This is a genomic window from Enterococcus sp. ARL09-542 (assembly GCF_005234805.1).
GTDB classification, from domain to species: domain Bacteria; phylum Bacillota; class Bacilli; order Lactobacillales; family Enterococcaceae; genus Enterococcus_D; species Enterococcus_D gallinarum.
In genome coordinates this window covers 170,809-191,519 of the sequence record NZ_QPQX01000003.1, presented here as the reverse complement: position 1 = coordinate 191,519, position 20,711 = coordinate 170,809, and the positions used below count along the sequence as shown (strand labels likewise).

Sequence of the window (20,711 nt, the reverse complement as noted above, 5' to 3'; positions counted from 1 at the left end):
CTCTCTTTTACTACTCATCTTTTAAGTAGTCTTCACTGGTGAATTCACTGTGAAAATACTTGCCTTCGTCGCCGTAATAGGTATTGTACCGTTGCTTGAATTTGCGGAATCCATACACCACTAATACTTTTAAGAGACAGTAGATCGGTATTCCGAAAATGACACCTACGATCCCCATCAAATCCCCCATAACTAATAAAACAACGAGAATCGTGATCGGATGGATCTGCAGACGATCTCCCATTACACGAGGAACGACCAAGTCACCATGAAGCAGCTGTACGGCGAACCAAGCAATCAGGAATTTGATCAGCATTCCTGTTGAATCTTGTGCTGCGATGAAAAGGGCCGGGAAGAAGACGATAAATGGACCGATATATGGAATGATACATAAAATTCCGGCAGCGATCGCCAAGATACTTGCATATTCTAAACCAATCAGCAAAAAAATCACCCAATAAATTCCGCCTAAAATAAAGGAAGAAATAATCTGTCCTTTCAGAAAGGCACCAACTTGTAGGTCAGCGATCTTTACGATCGTGTTGAAATCTTTACGAAATCGCGGTGGTACGATTGACAGGAGAGAATAATAAAACTTGTTTGGATTTCTTAGTAAGAAAAAAGCAATGATCGGACCTGTAAACAATGCGATAAACAACGTTGAGATCGTCGAAAAGATACTGCTAAGCCCTGCAGCACCGGTTTGCCAATAGTCACCAATGAAATCCATGATATTGTTGGCAACTTTTTGAAGAGTATCCGTGATCTGATCGATCTGAGCACCAAATGGCGTATTCGCTAGGAATGAGTCAGCGTTTCGCTCGAAATCAGCAATCAAATCTGGGAATTGATTGATCAAATCGGTTGTTTGTTTTTGGATGATTGGATAAAGCTGAAACCCAGCCAAAACGATCACTAAAAGAATCAGAAGATAGATCCCGCCAATGGAAACAATGCGGGGAATCTTTTTCGTTTCTAAGCGATCAACTAACGGATTGAACAAATAATACAAGATCAGGCCGAATAAAAATGGTGGAATAAGAGTAGAAATAATGACAAAAAAAGGATCAAAAAGAAACGAGATTTGTTTAAGTAAAAAAGCAGCGATCGCACAGAGAATGATCAATCCCAGTACATAATAGCTGGTTTTTCCTCCTAAAAATTGGATTAAACGGTTTTTTTTCATAGAAGAGCCTCACTTTCTTAGCCTCATTATAACGAAAGCAGCACTTTCTGTAAAAAAAGAGCGAGTCAAACCAATTTTATTTTTTACTTTTGCTTATTTGATTCGTTTATAGATATGTAAGGGCGCCACTTACGAAGCAATCAAAATACAATAGAGGAGGAAAAGAAGCGATGAAGACCAAAACCACCACAAGGCTGACGATTCGAATCCAAGCACCAGATGCAGAAAAAACTGTCAGTCAGACCGTCAATCAAGTCATGAATGCTCCAGAGGAGGCTAAGATGTTAGCGTTTGGTGAAGCCATGGCAGGATTTTCTAAGAATGCGTCTTTGGCTGGCGTGGTAGAAACGATCCAGAATGAGTACGTAAAATAACGAAAGGAGAGAAAGCGATGAAAAAGCTTCATGCATTATTTTTGACTAGCGAGGGCAAAAAACACACATTGCAGCCAAAAGTTTTTGATGAAGAGATAACGGCAGAAGCAGCACGAACAGCAATGGAGAATATTACAAAAATCGGTATCTTTGAATCAGATGGTGTCCGTTATTACAATGAGCTGTCTGGCGCCAAAATCGTAGAGACGATTGAGACGCCATTGTTTTGAAATAAGTTGAAGTAGAACGTTCATCAAGAAATGCTCGACAATCAAAAGGGACTGTGCCATAAGTCAGTATCCAACAAGTTAAACCGAATAATAGTCTGTTGCTAGCATAGATTCCTCTGACTTTTGCGACGAGGAGTCCCTGCACCGCAGGAGCAATAATCATTAATGTTCGGCTAGTGTTACTTGTAGGAGACTTATGGCACAGTCCCTTTATTTGGTGACGGCAGTTAATGTACAACGTCCGACAGCCGTTTTCGTGCCATCGGATTGTCTGATCGTAGCTTGCCAAGTTTGGATCTTTCCACCGATTCGATCAGGGACAGCTTCCACAGTAACAGTTCCTTGTTTGACCGCTTTTAAATGATTGACTTGTAGATCAATCGCGGCGGCAAATTGGTCTTCAGCTACGGCTTGATTTGCCCCCAGACTACAAGCTGTTTCAATCAAGACGGCATTGATACCACCGTGCAGAAGACCAAAAGGTTGTTTATGCTGATCGGTGACCACTAAAGATAACCGAACCTGAGTAGCGGTTGTTTCTTCGATCTGGATGCCTAAATAGTCAAGTAAGTTCATAGAGTTCCTCGTTTTCTGAGAATTTGATGATTTGATTATAACAAACGTTTGACAGAAAGCAATTTCTAACGAAATTCGCTCAGAAATGTGTATAATGGAAACATGTGACATAAGGAGGAACCTGTAATGAGAGAATGGAAAACCTTAAAAGAATACGATGAAATTTTATTTGAACAGCATGGTAAAGTGGCGAAGATCACGATCAATCGTCCAGAAGTCCACAATGCCTTTACACCGAAAACGGTGTTTGAAATGATCGATGCTTTTTCAATCAGTCGCGATGAACCTGGCATTGGTGTGATCATTCTAACAGGAGCTGGCGACAAAGCTTTTTGTTCTGGCGGCGACCAAAAAGTTCGCGGACATGGCGGCTATGTTGGTGAAGATCAAGTTCCTCGTCTCAATGTGCTGGACTTGCAACGTTTGATCCGGACATTACCAAAACCGGTGATCGCTATGGTCAAAGGTTGGTCTATTGGAGGCGGAAACGTGCTGCAGCTGGTTTGTGATCTAACGATCGCGGCAGATAATGCGAAATTTGGTCAAACAGGACCGAATGTCGGCAGTTTCGATGGTGGCTACGGTTCAGGCTATCTTGCTCGAACGATTGGCCACAAGAAAGCCAAAGAAGTTTGGTTTATGACGAAACAGTATACAGCAGAAGAAGCTTTAGCAATGAACTGGATCAATACAGTCGTTCCTCTTGATCAAGTGGAAGATGTGACGATGGAATGGGCAGAAACGATGCTGCAAAAAAGCCCATTGGCTTTGCGCATGATCAAAGCCTCAATGAATGCCGATACAGATGGGCTAGCCGGAATCCAACAACTTGCTGGCGATGCGACCTTATTGTATTACACAATGGATGAAGCAAAAGAAGGCCGCGATGCGTTTAAAGAAAAACGTCAGCCTAATTTCGACCAATTCCCTAAATTCCCTTAATGAATGGTAGTTGGCTGCAACGGCAAGCACAACTTCATCCAGAACGACCAGCTTTTTATTGGCAAGATAAAAGCTGGTCGTTTGCTGCCTTGCAAAAAGAAGTCACGGCTTATGCTTGCTATTATGAACATCGGATTCCTCAAACAATCGAGCGAGTAGCGATTTTAAGCAATAACTCTCCTGAGATGTATTTCACGATTTTGGCACTTTGGGAATTAGGAAAACAAATTCAGTTCTTAAACACTCGATTGACTGAAAAAGAGCTGTACTATCAATTAACCGATGCTGCCTGTCAGTGGGTAGTCACCAATCGATCGCTTTCCTTGCCGAGAATCAAGTTCCTGCCTTTTGGCAAATTGCAAGAACGTTTTTTTTCTGCGCCGATTTCGATTTACCAAAAAACACAAGTTGCATCGATCATGTACACTTCTGGCACGACGGGTAATCCCAAAGGAGTGCCTCAAACATTTGGCAATCATTTTGCCAGTGCACAAGCCACGCAGATCAACTTGTCGGTGACTGCTGACGACTGCTGGTGTTGTGTCGTTCCGTTGTATCATATTAGCGGTTTATCAATTTTGTTGCGTTCCTTGATTTTAGGGATCAGTGTTCGATTATATGATCGATTCGATGCGCAGCAAATCGCATCAGACCTAGCTGCTGGTAAAGGAACGGTGCTCTCGTTAGTGACCAAAATGCTGATCGATATTTTGCCTTTGACTGGAGACAATGGTTACCCTTCATTGCGCTATATTCTTTTAGGTGGTGGTCCGATTGCCAGATCAGTCTTGATGCAATGCCAAGACAAGTGCTTATCAGTTATTCAATCCTATGGGATGACTGAAACTTGTTCGCAAGTCGTTGCTTTGCCTCCAGATAAAGCCGAGGAAAAAATTGGTTCTGCTGGATTACCATTAGCCCAAGTCAATTTGCGGATTCAGTCGCAGTCTTTGAAAGAATCTGTTATCGAAAAAGAAGGAAAACTGGGGGAAATCCAGTTGCAAGGACCTGCGATCGTTACGTGCTATTTGAATGATCGCGGGTTGGAGCAGTGGACGCAGGATGGCTGGTTTGCCACCGGTGATCTTGGCTATTTGGATTCTGAAGGGTATTTGTATGTGGTATCTCGTTTGAGCGAATTGATTATTTCCGGTGGCGAAAATATTTATCCAGCTGAAGTTGAACAGGCATTAGTTAGCCACCCTGCAATTGAAGAAGCGGCAGTGGTGGGCGAGCCAAGTGGAGTGTGGGGACAAGAGCCAGTTGCTTATCTTACACTCAAAGAGCCGATTACATTACCAGAATTGATCGCCTATCTAACCCCACAGCTTGCTCGGTACAAACACCCCCGTCGCTATTATCAAGTAAAAGAAATGCCGCGTACCGCTAGCGGGAAAATAGTAAAGCGTGTATTGCTGACAGAAGAAAGAGTGAACTACATTGAACAGCAAATCAAAGAATGAGTATCAACATGCATTAGCTGCTGGCAAAAAGGTGTTTAGTCATTATTACCCACTTGCACCTTGTGATTTTGTTCAGTTATATGCTGCTGCCAGTCAATTTATTGGTGAACGTTATTTTTGGCGATCATCAGATCAAGCAACCTGTTTTTTGGGTATCGGCAGTGTGAAACGGTACGCGAACCCATCATTGATTGATTTTGAGCGGCAGCGTCGAAACCTTAAAAAGCAGCATTTTCAACCAAATACGGACCAAATGGCTGCTACATTATTAGGGGCTTTTGCTTTTGATGAACAAAGCCAAGGAGCAGCAGAATGGGGCACAATCGGCAATGGTCTTTTTGTGTTGCCGAAAATTCTTTTTAGAAAAATAAATGATGTGTATGGTGTGATCTTGACCGTCGAAGCGAAGGATACGAATGACATGGAAACGCTGTTCGGACAGTTTGCTGATTTACAACAACTCGTTGAGCAATGGGGAAAGCAAGCACAACAGCCTGTAGGGGCTTGTTTGTTGCAGCAAACAGAATTAGACGTACCACAATGGGTAAAAGCGGTCGATGAGACAGTCGCTGCGATCCGCTCTGCAAAAACGCCTTTGGAGAAGGTTGTTTTAGCTCGGCGAATGAAAATCACTACTAAGAAGGAGATTGATTCCTTTGCGGTGTTGGCCAGTCTTGCAGAGCAACAAACCAATACCTATCTCTTTGCTTTTGAAGACGAGGTTTCGTTTATTGGTGCCACACCGGAGCGCTTGTTAAAGGCGACTGCCAGTCATTTCGAGACAGTCAGCATTGCAGGGTCTGCGCCTCGAGGCAGCACACCAGCAGAAGATCAGCAAATAGCTGATGCATTATTAACTGATCCCAAAAATACCCATGAGCATCAAGTAGTTGTCAATCGTCTGGAGCAGGCGTTGTCTTCCTTATTGGCGGAAGGGTTCCATTCAGAGGCGCGATCGATCATCAAGAATCGCGACATTCAGCACTTATTCGTGCCTTTGTCTGGCAAGCGGAAGCCCGCTGTTTCTTTTTTAGAAGCAGTGGCTAAGCTGCATCCAACACCAGCCCTAGGTGGGGAGCCAAAAGCTGATGCGCTGGCATGGATTCGTAACCACGAACCTGCGCGTCGGGGATTATATGGTGGACCAATCGGGTGGATAGGTATCCAAGAAGATATCGGAGAATTTGCAGTAGCGATTCGTTCTGGTGTTTTTCATGGGACAGAAGGCATCCTTTACGCAGGATGCGGGATCGTCGCCGATTCTGTTGCAGAAGAAGAGCGCCAAGAGACAGCCTTGAAATTCCAACCTATGCTAAGAGGAGTGATAGAGAATGAATCAGCAAGTCATGACTGACTACTTGTTGGCAGCAATCCATGGGTTTAAAGCCGCTGGAATAAAGCGAGCGGTGATCAGTCCCGGATCGCGGTCGACACCGTTGGCATTGCTTTTGCATCGGGATCCAGAAATCACTTGTTGGATCGATGTCGATGAACGTTCAGCAGCTTTTTTTGCGTTGGGAATGACCAAAGTCGATTTGCAGCCGACACTTTTACTATGTACATCAGGTACTGCTGCAGCCAATTACTATCCAGCAATTTGTGAGACGGAAGCCACAAATTTTCCATTGATCGTCTTAACTGCTGATCGGCCACCGGAACTACGTGGTGTTGGTGCACCGCAAGCCATGGATCAGCAAAGTCTGTATGCTTCTCATGTAAAAAAAATGGTAGAAATGACTGTGCCGGAGAATACACCCAACATACTGAAGTACAGCTTTTGGCAGGCTGCCACGACAACGATCGAAGCATTAAAGCAGCCACGTGGTCCCGTACACCTGAATTTTCCTTTGCGGGAACCATTACTGCCTGACTTCACGCGGACTTGTTCGATCCAACAAAATATCGCTTACCTCCCTACACAGCAATCGCTACCTGCAGCTGTATTGACAGAACTGGCACCATTGTTTATGAAAAAAGGGCTCCTAGTGGTAGGTGAAAGTTTGACACCTTCTGAAGCAGAAACGCTGCATGCGCTTGCCAATCATCTTGGCTGGCCTCTAGTGGGGGATCCACTGACAAATTTGGCCACTTGCGGGGAAACGTCGGCTCATTTTCTCCCACAGGCTGATTTGATTTTTCCACAACTAGATGCGGACTTTATTCCCGAAGTCGTTATTCGTTTTGGTCGCTTGCCAGTGACCAAAAATGTCTTGCTTTGGTTAAGCGGTCTGCCGGAAGGCATCGACTGGCTTTTCGTGGATGAATCTGGACAGTGGCAAGATCAATTGCATCGCTCAGCCTTTTTGCTACAGCTTACGATAGAGGATTTTGTGGAGCAAGTAAGCAAGTTGCCTAGCAGACCACAACCAGAATGGTTTCAGCCATGGCAAAAGCTGCAAGCCGTCGCTGAGGAAGCATTGGCAACGACTCATTCTTTAACGGAGTGGAATGAAACTGCTGCTGTACGGATCTTGCAACAAACATTGGGACATGATGCCCAATTGCTCTTAGCAAATAGTAATGCGATCCGCTTTGTTGATCGATACGGAACGGTTACAGGTAGTGCTTACCAAGTATTTGGCAATCGCGGTGTGAATGGTATCGATGGGTTGATATCGACCGTTGCTGGGATCGCAGCTGCCAGCCAAAAACCGACCTATTTATTGATTGGCGATCTAGCTTTCTTTCATGATATGAATGGGCTGCAATTGCTCAAACAATATCAGCTGCCAGTCACGATCATTTTACTGAATAATAACGGTGGGGGGATTTTTTCCTTCTTATCGCAAAATACCTTGTCAGAAAGTGACTTTGTGCCGCTATTTGGCACCCCGTTGGATCTTGACTTTCAGCAAGCTGCAAAACTTTATGGCGCGAAATGGCACGCTCCAGCAACTTTGACTGATTTTGCCTCCCAAATCGAGCAATCATTAACGACGCCTTGTTTTCAGATCATTGAAGTAGTTGGCCTGCAAAAAGATCCTGTGATCGCTTGGCAAGCGTTGCAACAGGAGTTTCAGGAAAGGATCTCCAATGAAAATAAACGTTAACGGTGTGAACTATTTGTATCAGTGGTATCGACCTTATCTGGCTGATCTGCCGACCCTCGTAGTTCTGCACGGATTTACTGGCACTTCAGATTCTTTTCGCCCAGTGTTTGCTCAAGAAACGTCCTTCAATGTCTTAGCAATCGATTTGTTGGGTCATGGTGGTTCCGCCAGTCATGTGCACCCGTTACGCTATGAGATGATTCAGATGGTAACGGATCTGGCAGAATTGGTGGATCGTTTAACGGTTGACCGTTATTATCTTTATGGCTATTCAATGGGTGCTCGTACGGCATTGGCATGGACGGTTGCTTTCCCAGACAAGATCGCTGGCTTGATCATGGAGAGCGGCTCTCCGGGACTGGAATCAGAATCTGCCCGCAGTCTTCGCCGACGCAATGATCAACGTTTGGCGATACGATTGATTCAGCAACCGCTGGTTGACTTTGTTGATTATTGGCAAGAACTGCCATTGTTTGCTAGTCAAAAACGATTACCAAAGGAAATACAGCAGCAAGTACGAGCGACGCGTTTGAGCCAACAGGCGTTTGGTTTGGCGATGAGTTTGTACTATAGCGGAACAGGAACACAACCTAGCTTCTGGCAAAATTTGGCAGACATTCAGTGCCCATTTCTGGTTCTCACTGGAGAATGGGATGAAAAATTTTTCCTGATCGCTAAAAAAATGCAGCAGCAACAACCAGCGTTGACTATCCTCTCGGTGTCAAAAGCCGGTCATTGCGTGCATTTGGAATGTCCAGATGTAGTGGCAAATGAAGTGCATGCTTGGTTGACCGCACACTGATATTGGAAAAGGAGAGCGCGTATGAAAATCGTCAAAGCAGAACGGATTGCTTGTCGACTCCCATTGAGGCAGCCTTTTGAGACGAGTTATGGTCGCTTGACGGAAAAAGCATTTGACCTGCTTGTACTGACCGACCAAGACGGAACCGTAGGTGTTGGAGAATTGGTGGCTTTTCAGCAACCAGATTATATTGAAGAAACGTTGGCTTCAGCTCGAGAAGTCATTAGCAAGTTCTTATTCCCATTGCTGACAGGAAACATCGATCATCCGCGAGATGTTTGGACGTTATTTCAAACAGTTCAAGGAAATTTTATGGCCAAATCAGCAGTTGAAACGGCGATTTGGGATTTATATGGCCGCCAAAAACATTGCAGTCTGACCTCTTTTTATCCAACAACAAGAGACAAGCTTGCTGTAGGGGTCAGTGTGGGGATTCAAGCATCCACAGAACAGCTAGTCGCACAAGTCGCTGATTATGTAGCGCAAGGATATCAGCGAGTAAAAATCAAAATCAAGCCGGGAGTCGACTTAGAGCCGTTGACAGCCGTTCGGGAAACCTTTCCCGAGCTATTGCTGATGGCTGATGCGAACGGCGCTTATGAAGATCAACCGGAAAAGATTCTCGCATTAGATGAATTGGGGCTGGCAATGATCGAGCAACCGTTGAAGATCCGGGATCTAGTGGGGCATCGCCGTCTGCAGAAGCAGTTAAAGACGCCGCTATGTTTAGATGAAGATATACGTACTGCAGAAGATGTCGCTGTTGTTGCCTCATTAGATAGTTGCCGAGCAATCAATCTAAAAATTCCGCGAGTGGGAGGAATCACCGAAGCGATGCGAATTGTTTCAGCCTGCCAACATTATGGATTGGATGTCTGGCTAGGTGGAATGTTCGAATCAGGAGTGGGACGAGCGTTGAATCTGCAGTTTGCCAGCCAAGCTCCCTTCCACTTCCCTGGTGATCTATCTGCTTCTGATCGTTATTTTTACGATGACATCGTCACTGAACCTGCGAAGATCAAAAATGGCTGTCTTCAGGTGCCTGTTGGTGTGGGAGCGGGCTTCACACTAGATGAAAAGAAAATAGCTGACTATTGTGTTTCCCGTACTCGTTTGTTAGGTTGAACTTTAGAAATAGTTTTTGATCAGCAGATCAATTATCAAGCAGCAAAAAGCACCTTCTCGCTTTTAGAGAGGGTGCTTTTTGCTGTTATTTGGATAAAAGGGCGTGCAAGCGCCTGTTGCTAAGCCTGTTCTTTAAATTCTTTCTCAATTTGCAAACGGCGAACTTTCATTGTTGCTGTACGAGGGATCTTTTCAAAGTCCCAGAGAATTGGCTGATTCAAACGAGGAAGATCTTCTACTGCTTGCCACCAAGCTGTCCAATCCATTTCACGGTTTGGTGCTAAGGCAATGATCGGTTGCGGTGAATTTTCTTTGTCACGAACGATGACCACTTCAGCTAGAAAATCCAATGTATCTAAAAGCAGATCTTCTAAAGCTAAATTACTATCGATGGATTCAATCAGATCCACTTGGCGGTCTTTCAAGAATAAATGCCCTTCTTCATTCATGCTGCCATAATCGCCGCTATCCCACCAATCTCCATAAACATTCTCAGTAAAACGCTGATCTTCTTTATAATAAGTCAATGCCCGTCCTTTGGATAGGAAGTGGATATGTCCGTCTGTATTTGCAGGCAACTCATTGCCGTCAGCATCTGCGATTCGTGCTTTGGTCAAATCGCCTAAACCAATCCCCATATCGCGAGCATCATTTGATTGTATACTTTCTAGCGTATGTGCTTTCAGGATCATTGGGCCGCACTCGCTTTGGCCGTATACTTGCAAGAAGATGGCATCTTGATTGGCAGAAGTTTGTAAGAAAGCTGCCATTGTTTGATTATTGATGGCATCGAATGTGGAGTGATAATACCGTATTCCAGCAAAAGCTTCAGGATGTTCTTCTGCAACGAATCGCCATTGCACGAAGTTATTTGGGTGTGTCTCTAAGGCAATCGGTGGATTCTCTTTCAACATCCGAACGACGTGAGGACCATTCGCACTAGCAAGAGGCATCATTGGAAAGCCCATAGACATCAAAGAAGAGATCCCAATATTGAAGCGAGAATGAACCGGTGAAATATGGAACGCCACTAATTTTGTTTCTGCGATTTTTGTGAAGACAGTTCGCTGCCACTTTGTCCGCCACCCCATAGAATTGGCCGAGTGACAAATCAATTTTGGTATTCCTGTTGTGCCTGAGGTGTGGGTCATATAAGAAATTTGATCGTGAGGCAATTCGGTTTGGCCAACAGGTTCAGCTGGTTGCAACAATAGATTGCGGACAGCAATCTGCTTGTTCGGGCTGCTGTTTTTGACAGCTGCCACTCGGTTTTCTGTCTCTTCATCAAAAAGGATATAAGGATCTTCTAAGCGGTCAACAAAGACTTCGATCGTTGAAGCTGGAAAATGATAAGAAATCATTGCTGGGACAGCGCCTAAATAAGCAGCAGCTGTAGCTAAAAGATACGTATCAAATTTTGATGATTTATAGATAATGATTTTATCTCCGGCTTGGACGCCAAGGTGGGCAAGTTGATACGCCCGCTTTAAGATTATTTCATGACTTGAATGATATGTGCTGCGGTAACCCAATTCAGGAAAAGCTGGCAAGATCTCATCATGAATGATTGGGACGTCTGGATAAGCCTCCGCCGCATCGCGGTAATTGGTATAAAGATTCAATGGTTGATACGCTAAAATAGACAAAATAACACACTCCTTTAAATTGATGACGGTGTTTTGTTAACTTCGATGGTTAATAAAGTCACCTTTCTCAAACTATGGTTCATTTTAACATAGCGTTTTTTTAAGAATAGTTACTTTGGGATTTTTTTCACATAACGTCTTAAATCAACTGACTTACAAGCCGGGTAGGGCTATTTTGAGACAATCAAGTTTGATTAGTGATACTCGATTGGTATGTTTTGATTGGCACAAGGGCAACCGAGGATAGTTAGAACAAAAGATTCTATTGCGAACATCAGCAGGACGATAGTTGTCAGTATGTCTTTTTATTGCTATCATGAAAAAAAAGACAAAGGAAGATCCTGATGGCCAAAAAGATACAAAATAAAAAACATGTTTCGCTTCCTCGATACCAGCAGATCGCTGTGGAGATCGCGGAAAGAATCGTGGAAAATCGCTACGAAGTTGGACAAAAGGTTCATGCCCGTTCGACATTAGCCAGTAACTTCAATGTGTCGCCAGAAACAGCCCGTAAAGCAATCAATGTCTTGGTCGATTTGGGGATCATGGATGTCCGTCATGGGAGCGGCGCGTATATTGCCTCAAAAGAAAAGGCGCAATCTTTTTTGGATCAGTACAAAGATGTTCAATCGATCCAAGAGATTCGTAAAGACATTTTAGAAAGCGTTGAACGGCAACAACAAGAGCTGGATAATTTTTCGGAACTATTGAATGTTTTGGTTCGGCAAACGAAAAAAGTGCATAATATGAGCCCTTTTCTGCCATTTGAATTGTTATTGAAAGAAGATGCCCAGCACTTAGAGAAAAGTGTCCACGAGCTGAATATTTGGCAAGTAACGGGAGCAACCATCGTGGCAATCCAAACGGAACAAGAGTTATTGCTCTCACCAGGCCCTTACGCCAAGTTTAGTGCCGGCAATACGATTTATTTTGTCGGAAATGAGTTGGCACTACAACGTATGACGAACTTTTTTTATCCACAAGACTCCGCTAATTGAAGAGCGAAAGATTCCATTTCTAAGAAGAGATGGAATCTTTTTTTGACAAAGTGACCACATGCTGTTAGTATAGTATGGTCACTTTCGTGAAATTTTTCAGAAAAAGGAGTCAGTATAAGTGAGTAAAGTTAAAGTTGCACATTTAACGAAAATCTTTGGCAAGAAGAAGCAACAAGCGTTTGCCATGATTCAAGAACAACGCAGCAAGAATGAAATTCTAGAAAAAACTGGGGCCACTGTTGGCGTCTATGATGTGAATTTTGAAGTCAATGAAGGAGAAATCTTTGTGATTATGGGACTTTCTGGTAGTGGGAAGTCAACCTTGATCCGTTTATTGAATCGGTTGATCGAACCATCCGGTGGAGACATTTATATTGATGGGGAAGACATTGCGAAGATGAGTAAAGAAGAATTACGTGAAGTCCGACGCCATAAGATCAACATGGTTTTCCAAAGCTTTGGTTTGTTCCCTCACCGAACGATTCTTGAGAATACAGAATATGGCTTAGAGGTGCGAGGGGTTCCCAAAGAAGAGCGAGTAGCCAAAGCTGAAAAAGCTTTAGCTAATTCTGGGCTATTATCTTTCAAGGATCAATATCCTGATCAACTGTCTGGTGGGATGCAACAACGGGTTGGTCTGGCGCGAGCATTAGCAAATGATCCAGAGATCTTATTGATGGACGAAGCATTCTCTGCGTTAGATCCGTTGATTCGTCGTGAAATGCAAGATGAGTTGTTAGAATTACAAGCCAATGTCCAAAAGACAATTATTTTTATCACTCATGATTTGAATGAAGCCTTGCGAATTGGTGATCGCATCGCTTTGATGAAAGATGGGCAAATCATGCAAATTGGGACAGGAGAAGAGATTCTGACCAATCCTGCGAACCAATATGTGAGAGATTTCGTCGAAGATGTCGATCGCTCGAAAGTTTTGACGGCTCAAAACATCATGGTACCAGCACTAACGACAAATATCGAAATCGATGGGCCAAGCGTTGCGCTAAATCGAATGCGTAAAGAGGAAGTTAGTATGTTGCTGGCGGTAGACAAAAAACGTCATCTAAAAGGTAGTTTGACAGCCGAGTCGGCTCGCGAAGCACGCAAAAACAATTTGACCCTAAAAGAAGTCATCGATAAAAATGTACAAAAAATCGACAAAGATATGCTAGTGACGGATATTTTCAATTTAATTTATGATTCCCCGACACCGTTAGCGGTGGTTGAAAATGATCGTCTGATCGGTGTAGTTATTCGAGGCAGTGTGATCGAAGCACTGGCAGAAACGGATTCATCAGTGACAGAGGAAGGAGTGGTCGTCAATGGGTAATTTTCTTCAACAAACGATTCCAGTTGCTGATTGGGTAGAGTCCTTTACAGATTGGCTAACAGGAACTTTTAGTGGGCTCTTTTCCGCATTGCAGTCTTTTGGTCAGTTCGTGATGGATGGAATGACTAATACTTTGCTTTTTGTGCCACCACTAGTCATGATCTTGCTGCTGACAATCGCTGCATTTTTTGTTTCAAGTAAAAAATGGGGGTTGACGGCATTTACATTTGTCGGGCTACTGTTTATCTACAATCAAGGTTTGTGGACTGATTTGATGAATACTGTCACATTGGTTCTGCTCTCTAGTCTGGTATCGATCATTATCGGTATTCCCCTCGGAATCTTAATGGCAAAAAGCGAAAAGGCGCAAAGCATCGTTACGCCAATCTTAGATTTCATGCAAACGATGCCTGGCTTCGTCTATCTGATCCCAGCAGTCGCTTTCTTTGGGATCGGCATGGTACCAGGGGTTTTTGCCTCAGTGATTTTTGCATTGCCGCCGACTGTACGGATGACTAATTTAGGAATCCGTCAAATTTCTCGTGAATTAGTCGAAGCTTCGGATTCCTTTGGGGGAACTGGCTGGCAGAAATTGGTCAAGTTAGAATTGCCATTAGCGAAAAGTACGATTTTAGCAGGTGTCAATCAAACCACGATGCTTGCTCTTTCAATGGTAGTGATTGCTTCGATGATCGGTGCCCCTGGTCTTGGACGAGGTGTCCTATCTGCACTGCAGCGGGCACAAGTCGGAAATGGATTTGTGAGTGGGGTTTCATTAGTGATCTTAGCGATCATTATGGATCGGTTTACCCAAAACTTGAATAAACCCGCTCATAAGAAAAAAGCCGTGTCCGCGAAAAGCCGCAAGCAAAAACGTCTCTTTGGCGGGATCGCTGCCGCAGCTGTTGTTGCGCTGATTGGTGCTTCTGTAGCTTTTGGTCGTGTTTCAGACAATAAAGGAACAGTCAACTTAGCATATGTCGAATGGGATACAGAAGTGGCTTCCACTCATGTGGTAGCTGAAGTGTTAAAAGAAATGGGCTATGAAGTCAAGACGACACCATTAGACAATGCGATCATGTGGGAATCTGTGGCTAAAGGCGAAGTTGACGGGATGGTAGCTGCCTGGTTGCCTTCGACTCACCAAGCTCAATATGAACAATATAAAGACCAAGTAGAAAATCTAGGACCAAACTTAGAGGGAGCTAAACTGGGAATTGCAGTTCCTAGCTACATGGCAGTTGACTCTATCGCAGATCTATCGGATGAGGCAGGAAAAACGATCACGGGAATTGAACCAGGTGCAGGTGTGGTCGCTGCTGCTGAAAATACAGTTGCAACATATGATAATCTTTCTGATTGGAATGTGGCGACATCTTCTTCCGGGGCAATGACTGTGGCGTTAGGACAAGCCATCAAGAATAAAGAAGACATTGTGATCACTGGCTGGTCGCCTCACTGGATGTTTGCAAAATATGATTTGAAATATCTAGATGATCCTGAAGGAACGATGGGAGAAGCAGAGAGTATCAATACGATGGTACGCCAAGGATTAGCTGATGATCTGCCAGAAGTTTATGAAGTACTGGATAAATTCAATTGGACACAAGAAGATATGGAAGAAGTCATGCTGTCAATCAACGATGGAACTTCTGCTGAAGATGCTGCAAAAGATTGGGTAACCAATCACCCAGAAGAAGTGGCAGCTTGGACGAAGTAAGTCAATGAAGCATGAAAGGATCAGATAAATAAACAAAAAAAGAAAGTTTCGCATCTAGACTCGGTGGCCGAGTTCAGGTGTGAGACTTTCGTTTTTTTCACTATCTACTGACTGTCTACTGATAGTAGCCAGCAATTTTTTGTGCTTTTTCAGTATTGGCGAAATGCAGTTTGGTATACTTCGCTAATAAAGGCATTCCGCCTTTTTGCAAAAGCTGAGCAGCGACCTGATCGGATTTGCTGCCGGCACCCGAAGGAAGCTGTAATCCAACTTCTTGTGAGGCCTTCTCTAGTTCCTCCAGAAAAACAGTGCGGCATAGAATGGAGGCCGCAGCCACTGCTAAATGATATTGCTCCCCTTTTGTTGCAAAAAACAATTTTTCTGTGATTTGATTTTTTTCTGATTTTAGATAGGTACGGTAATTTTTTTCGCTAGTGAATTGATCAATCAAGATAGCATCCGGTGTTTTTGGTGCGATTTTTTGCAACAGTAGCCGAATGGCTTGATTGTGTAGCGCAACTTTCATTCGAACGGTGTTGTATTTAGGTTGGATCTCATTGTATTTAGTTGGTTCAACTGTCAGTAATTGATAAGGCACAAGTTTTTTTATTTTTGGGGCCATTGCCCGAATTTGTGGATCAGTCAACATTTTGGAGTCTTTGACACCTAATGCTTTCAATGCGGGTAGCTGATCTTTACTGGCATAGACAGCGCAAACGACTAAAGGACCAAAATAACTGCCATTGCCAACTTCATCACTACCAACGACACTCCACTGTGAAAAGTCAGCAGGCAAGGAGGATGAAGGAGCCTTGTTGTTCGCATTTGCTGTTTTGGACAAGTCGGCAGAATTGCTCCAACGAGCTGCTTCAGCTTCTGCACCACTACCTTGAAACATCACTTTACCAGAAGTATAAGCGGTGATGGTCGTTTGTTCTTTTTTGGCAACAAACACGGTATAAGGAACTTTTTTATTCAACAGCGCTTGCTGATAGAAGTTCATCATTTCTGCGATAGTTTTTTGAGATACTTTAATGACGATATTACTCATTGTCTTCCTCCGATATACATACTGGTTATCTGAATAGAACATCTTCTTAGATTCTACCATAGGTAAAAATTTTACGAAGCCTCTTTCTAAAAAAACGATTGGCATGGAAATTACACTAGAAATCACGTATAATAGGTAGGAGTTTGCGATACGCGTGCAGAAAGTGATAAAATAGTACAGAACAGCAATGGGAGGAATCTTTCCTATGACGGAGCAAAAGAAACGTTATAAAGCAGTAATCGCCAATCAAAGCTACACGATTATTGGGCGTGAAAGTAAACAACATATGGATATGGTAACGAAATTAGTCAATGACCAATTGACAGAAATCATGGGGCTGTCTTCTCAAGTCGATAAAGAGCAAGCAGCAATTCTATTAGCAATCAATGCGATTTCTGATCAGTTGAAAAAACAAGAGCAAGTATTAAGTTTGCAAAATAAGGTAGAAGAGTTACGCAGTCAAGCGATTAAGGCGACCGAACTAGAGAATCGGATTAAGCGAATCGAAGCGATTGAGTCTGAAGCGCGCCAAGTATTGGATGAGACAGGTCGCGGAGATGTGGAGATCCATAATCATGTGGAAGCTCAACAAATATTAAATGAACAACGTAAGCGCAAAATCCAAGAAAAAGCAGCTCATGGTTAAGTAGGCGCGGAAAGGACTCTGAAATGATAGGATTTTTGGTTCTGGTTCTTTTGTTAGCGGCATTTTATGGTGGCGCGCGGCGAGGGACTTCATTGCAGCTGGTCTCCGTTTTAGGATACCTTTTTTCTTTTTTAGTTGCAGTGGCAAATTACCAAGCTTTGGCAAAAAAAATTGAATTATATGTTCCTTATATGTCTGTGACCGCAGACTCAAAGTTGGTCTTTTATAACCTAGATCTTGCTCTAGACCTAGACAAAGCGTACTATGCAGCTGTCGCTTTTATTATGATCCTTTTTGCTGGCTGGTTAGTGACAAAATTGATTTGCATTTTTGCAAATGGACTGCGTTTCAAACGTCTGCGTTTTTTGAAAGGCTATGATTGGGTCGTAGCAGGGATCTTGAATACGCTATTAGTTTACCTGAATATCTATTTCTTTTTTATGATCCTCTCGATGATTCCTTTAGCGACTATCCAAAATTTGTTTGATAAGAGCAGCACGGCACACTTTATCGTTGAAAGTTCGCCAATCATTTCTGATTACTTTTATCGTTTGTGGATCACTAATGTGATTGGTTAGTATAAGGCAGCTGGTCATTAGACCCATGCTGCTTTTTTTCTTAAGTAAAAAAATGAAAAAGTAGGTGAGACTATGAATAAAAAAATTCTTGATGTTTTAGCTTTCGATCAAGTAAAACAATTGGTTGGGCAGTATCTAGTGACCGCCCAAGGGAAAGAAGAATTAGCTCAATTAGCGCCATCAGCAGATGCTCAGCAAATTTCCACTTGGCTGGCTGAAACAGAAGATGCGTTAAAAGTACAGCGATTGCGGGGCGGTATTCCTGTACCAAAAATTGAAAATATTCGTCCGCAAATGAAGCGAATCGAAATCGGAGCGGACCTTAATGGTTTAGAATTAGCGCAAGTAGGTCGAGTGTTGGTGACAGCCAATGAATTGAAGCGTTTCTTTGAAGATCTATCAGACAGCGAAATCGAGTTCGAGCGACTGTATGAATGGGAAAAGCAGTTAGTAACGCTGCCCACGCTTAGCCGTCGCCTGAAAGAAGCAGTGGATGAAGACGGTCGGTTGACTGACGAAGCATCTCCAGAGCTACGTGTCATTCGACAAAATATTCGTCGTTCTGAACGAACGATCAGAGAAACGTTAGATAGTCTCGTACGTGGCGGAAATGCCAAGTATTTGAGCGATACCATTGTCACGATGCGAAATGAGCGTTATGTGATTCCGGTGAAGCAAGAATATCGTGGCGTGTTTGGCGGGGTCGTGCATGATCAGAGTTCTTCTGGGCAGACATTATTTATTGAACCAAAACAAGTGGTGGATCAGAATAATCGACTGCGCCAACATCAAATCGCTGAGCGTACGGAGATTGAACGAATCTTAGCGGAACTTTCTGCAGAGCTAGCTCCTTATCAACGCGAAATTCTGCACAACGCCTATGTGATCGGGATGATGGACTTCATGAATGCCAAAGCACGTTTTGGGAAAGAATTGCAGGCAATCGTGCCGGCTATCAATACAGATAATCATGTCGTTTTCAAACAAGCACGTCATCCGCTGATCGATCAAGAAAAAGTCGTACCGAATGATATTGCTATTGGTGAAGACTATCAAGCGGTGGTAATTACCGGTCCGAATACTGGTGGGAAAACAATCACCTTGAAGACGCTGGGATTGCTTCAAATCATGGGGCAATCTGGATTGCCGATTTTAGTCGATGAAGAGAGCCAAATGGGCATTTTTCAAGAAATTTTTGCTGATATTGGGGATGAGCAATCCATCGAACAAAGTTTATCTACCTTCTCTTCTCACATGACGACGATCGTCGATGTTCTCAAAAAAGTGGACCATACAAGTTTAGTTTTATTCGATGAACTGGGAGCTGGGACTGATCCGCAAGAAGGCGCGGCGTTAGCGATTGCTATTCTTGATGAACTTGGTGCACGCTCTGCCTATGTGATGGCGACGACTCATTATCCGGAATTGAAAGTGTACGGTTACAATCGTGCCAATACCATCAATGCTTCAATGGAGTTTGATGTCGATACCCTAAGCCCAACATATCGTTTGCTGATCGGTGTGCCTGGTCGCAGTAATGCTTTTGAAATCTCCAAACGTCTGGGCTTGGACACCCAGATCATTGAGCAAGCCAAGCAAATCATGGATGGCGAAAGTCAGGACTTGAATGAGATGATCGCCGACTTAGAAAACCGGCGCAAGATGACCGAAACAGAGTATTTGGAAATGCGGCATTATGTAGAAGAAGCGGAACGGCTGCAAAAAGAATTGAGACAAGCATATAACTTTTTCTTTGAAGAACGCGAAGCAGAACTAGCAAAAGCCCGCAAGAAAGCAAATCAAATCGTTGAAGAAGCAAAAGAGGAATCGGAAAAAATCATTTCGGATATCCGCAACATGCAATTGAGCAGCGGACAGAGCCATGTCAAAGAACATGAGTTGATCGCAGCCCGCACAAAATTGTCTGATCTTCATCAAGAAGAACATTTGCAAAAGAACAAGGTCTTGCAAAAAGCCAAAGCTGCGAAAACGTTGAAGGTCGGCGATGAAGTGTTAGTTACTTCCTATGGTCAGCGAGGAACTTTGATCAAAAAGATGGGACAATCACAATGGCAAGTGCAATTGGGAATCTTAAAAATGACGCTGCCTGAATCAGATCTACAGCCGGCAGCACCTGTCAAAGAACCTGTGCAGCGCGTCGTTCATACCGTCCGTTCAGCGGAGTCTTCGCATGTTCCTAATCAGCTGGATCTTCGTGGCAAACGCTATGAAGAGGCATTGAATGAAGTTGATCAGTATCTCGATGCGGCGATTCTTGCTGGTTACCCACAAGTGACGATCGTTCACGGAAAAGGGACGGGGGCATTACGGCAAGGAATTACGGAATATTTGAAAAATCATCGTAGTGTCAAAAGTTTTGAGTTTGCACCGGCAAATCAAGGTGGCAATGGGGCGACCATCGTAAAATTTAAATAATCGTTAAGGCTTCTTACCTTTTGTAAGCAGAGGATTTTAAAAAAGCACGTGAACATGCTATACTTTTTTTAGCAATCAAATGGAGGCGAACAATATGGCAAAAGAAATTACAGATAAAACTTTTTCAGAAGAAACCGATAAAGGCTTAGTACTTATTGATTTTTGGGCAACATGGTGTGGTCCATGTCGGATGCAAGCACCAATCTTGGAACAATTAGCAAATGAATATGAAGAAGACGAATTAAAAATCGTCAAAATGGATGTGGATGAAAATCCTGAAACGCCAGCTTCATTTGGTATCATGTCGATCCCTACGCTATTGTTGAAAAAAGATGGTCAAGTGGTAGATAAAGCCGTTGGTGTTCATACCAAAGATCAATTGAAAGAAATGGTAGCAAGCCACATGTAAGAAAATTTTATAGTAAGCAGCGATCTTAAGCGATCGCTGCTTTTTTTTTGAGTAGTTTTAAGCGAGGATTTATTCTTGCAATGGTATAATGAAAGTGTGAATATGGGGAGCGTCTACTTTCTATGGAGTGCTTTTATTTGAAAAGGGGG

19 protein-coding genes are annotated in these 20,711 nt (G+C 43.4%); 15 read left to right on the top strand and 4 right to left on the bottom strand.

What is annotated here, in order from left to right; all coding sequences use genetic code 11:
* Window positions 1-10 precede the first annotated feature (10 nt).
* Complete coding sequence (locus DVW06_RS04865; RefSeq protein WP_005471785.1) at window positions 11-1,186, bottom strand: AI-2E family transporter; 1,176 nt, start codon at window positions 1,184-1,186, stop codon at window positions 11-13.
* 170 nt (window positions 1,187-1,356) lie between these two features.
* Here DVW06_RS04865 and DVW06_RS04860 point away from each other — a divergent pair, with 170 nt between their 5' ends.
* Both DVW06_RS04860 and DVW06_RS04855 read left to right on the top strand, forming a co-directional pair.
* Window positions 1,357-1,560 (top strand): hypothetical protein, encoded by a 204-nt coding sequence (locus tag DVW06_RS04860; protein WP_003127523.1) that lies wholly within the window; start codon window positions 1,357-1,359, stop codon window positions 1,558-1,560.
* A 17-nt stretch (window positions 1,561-1,577) separates the two neighbouring features.
* The gene (locus DVW06_RS04855; protein WP_003127524.1) at window positions 1,578-1,790 is read left to right on the top strand and encodes a DUF2922 domain-containing protein; all 213 of its coding nucleotides are present in this window, start codon (window positions 1,578-1,580) and stop codon (window positions 1,788-1,790) included.
* Between the two features lie 210 nt (window positions 1,791-2,000).
* Here the strand turns inward: DVW06_RS04855 and DVW06_RS04850 are convergent, their stop codons facing one another.
* Window positions 2,001-2,366 carry a PaaI family thioesterase gene (locus tag DVW06_RS04850; protein WP_003127525.1) on the bottom strand — a complete coding sequence of 122 codons (366 nt, stop codon included), beginning with the start codon at window positions 2,364-2,366 and terminating at the stop codon, window positions 2,001-2,003.
* A gap of 126 nt (window positions 2,367-2,492) precedes the next feature.
* Here DVW06_RS04850 and menB point away from each other — a divergent pair, with 126 nt between their 5' ends.
* The 6 genes from menB to menC are packed head-to-tail and all read left to right on the top strand — an operon-like array spanning window position 2,493 to window position 9,748.
* Complete coding sequence (menB, locus tag DVW06_RS04845; protein WP_003127527.1) at window positions 2,493-3,308, top strand: 1,4-dihydroxy-2-naphthoyl-CoA synthase; 816 nt, start codon at window positions 2,493-2,495, stop codon at window positions 3,306-3,308.
* Window positions 3,308-4,771, top strand: a complete 1,464-nt coding sequence (gene menE / locus DVW06_RS04840) for an o-succinylbenzoate--CoA ligase (protein ID WP_137264467.1) — start codon at window positions 3,308-3,310, stop codon at window positions 4,769-4,771. The genes menB and menE overlap by 1 nt, the downstream gene beginning before the upstream one ends.
* Window positions 4,749-6,125 carry an isochorismate synthase gene (locus DVW06_RS04835; RefSeq protein WP_137264466.1) on the top strand — a complete coding sequence of 459 codons (1,377 nt, stop codon included), beginning with the start codon at window positions 4,749-4,751 and terminating at the stop codon, window positions 6,123-6,125. Before menE ends, DVW06_RS04835 begins: the two co-directional genes overlap by 23 nt.
* Complete coding sequence (menD, locus tag DVW06_RS04830) at window positions 6,103-7,821, top strand: 2-succinyl-5-enolpyruvyl-6-hydroxy-3-cyclohexene-1-carboxylic-acid synthase (protein ID WP_137264465.1); 1,719 nt, start codon at window positions 6,103-6,105, stop codon at window positions 7,819-7,821. Before DVW06_RS04835 ends, menD begins: the two co-directional genes overlap by 23 nt.
* Window positions 7,805-8,623: a 2-succinyl-6-hydroxy-2,4-cyclohexadiene-1-carboxylate synthase gene (menH, locus tag DVW06_RS04825; protein ID WP_003127531.1), complete on the top strand. Its 819-nt coding sequence runs from the start codon at window positions 7,805-7,807 to the stop codon at window positions 8,621-8,623. Before menD ends, menH begins: the two co-directional genes overlap by 17 nt.
* Window positions 8,624-8,644: 21 nt before the next feature.
* Window positions 8,645-9,748 carry an o-succinylbenzoate synthase gene (gene menC / locus DVW06_RS04820; protein ID WP_003127532.1) on the top strand — a complete coding sequence of 368 codons (1,104 nt, stop codon included), beginning with the start codon at window positions 8,645-8,647 and terminating at the stop codon, window positions 9,746-9,748.
* A gap of 119 nt (window positions 9,749-9,867) precedes the next feature.
* Here menC and DVW06_RS04815 read toward each other — a convergent pair whose 3' ends face one another.
* On the bottom strand, window positions 9,868-11,394 hold the full coding sequence (locus tag DVW06_RS04815; protein WP_003127533.1) for an AMP-binding protein: 1,527 nt from the start codon (window positions 11,392-11,394) through the stop codon (window positions 9,868-9,870).
* 344 nt (window positions 11,395-11,738) lie between these two features.
* On the opposite strand from DVW06_RS04815, the gene DVW06_RS04810 reads away from it, so the two are divergent.
* The 3 genes from DVW06_RS04810 (at window position 11,739) to DVW06_RS04800 (ending at window position 15,442) form a co-directional block, all read left to right on the top strand.
* Window positions 11,739-12,392 carry a GntR family transcriptional regulator gene (locus DVW06_RS04810; protein ID WP_003127534.1) on the top strand — a complete coding sequence of 218 codons (654 nt, stop codon included), beginning with the start codon at window positions 11,739-11,741 and terminating at the stop codon, window positions 12,390-12,392.
* 118 nt (window positions 12,393-12,510) lie between these two features.
* Complete coding sequence (locus tag DVW06_RS04805; RefSeq protein WP_003127535.1) at window positions 12,511-13,722, top strand: quaternary amine ABC transporter ATP-binding protein; 1,212 nt, start codon at window positions 12,511-12,513, stop codon at window positions 13,720-13,722.
* Window positions 13,715-15,442: an ABC transporter permease/substrate binding protein gene (locus tag DVW06_RS04800; RefSeq protein ID WP_086269470.1), complete on the top strand. Its 1,728-nt coding sequence runs from the start codon at window positions 13,715-13,717 to the stop codon at window positions 15,440-15,442. The genes DVW06_RS04805 and DVW06_RS04800 overlap by 8 nt, the downstream gene beginning before the upstream one ends.
* A gap of 115 nt (window positions 15,443-15,557) precedes the next feature.
* On the opposite strand, the gene rnhC is transcribed toward DVW06_RS04800, so the two are convergent.
* Window positions 15,558-16,493, bottom strand: coding sequence for a ribonuclease HIII (rnhC, locus tag DVW06_RS04795; protein WP_003127537.1), 936 nt, complete (start codon window positions 16,491-16,493; stop codon window positions 15,558-15,560).
* 205 nt (window positions 16,494-16,698) lie between these two features.
* On the opposite strand from rnhC, the gene zapA reads away from it, so the two are divergent.
* From zapA to trxA, 4 genes are all read left to right on the top strand, one after another.
* Window positions 16,699-17,139, top strand: coding sequence for a cell division protein ZapA (gene zapA, locus DVW06_RS04790; RefSeq protein WP_003127539.1), 441 nt, complete (start codon window positions 16,699-16,701; stop codon window positions 17,137-17,139).
* A gap of 23 nt (window positions 17,140-17,162) precedes the next feature.
* Window positions 17,163-17,717: a CvpA family protein gene (locus DVW06_RS04785; RefSeq protein WP_003127541.1), complete on the top strand. Its 555-nt coding sequence runs from the start codon at window positions 17,163-17,165 to the stop codon at window positions 17,715-17,717.
* 72 nt (window positions 17,718-17,789) lie between these two features.
* Entirely contained in the window at window positions 17,790-20,153 is a 2,364-nt protein-coding gene (locus DVW06_RS04780) for an endonuclease MutS2 (protein WP_137264464.1), read from the top strand.
* Window positions 20,154-20,247: 94 nt separating this feature from the next.
* A complete protein-coding gene (trxA, locus tag DVW06_RS04775; protein WP_021149372.1) occupies window positions 20,248-20,562 on the top strand; it encodes a thioredoxin in 315 nt (104 codons plus the stop codon).
* Window positions 20,563-20,711 lie beyond the last annotated feature (149 nt).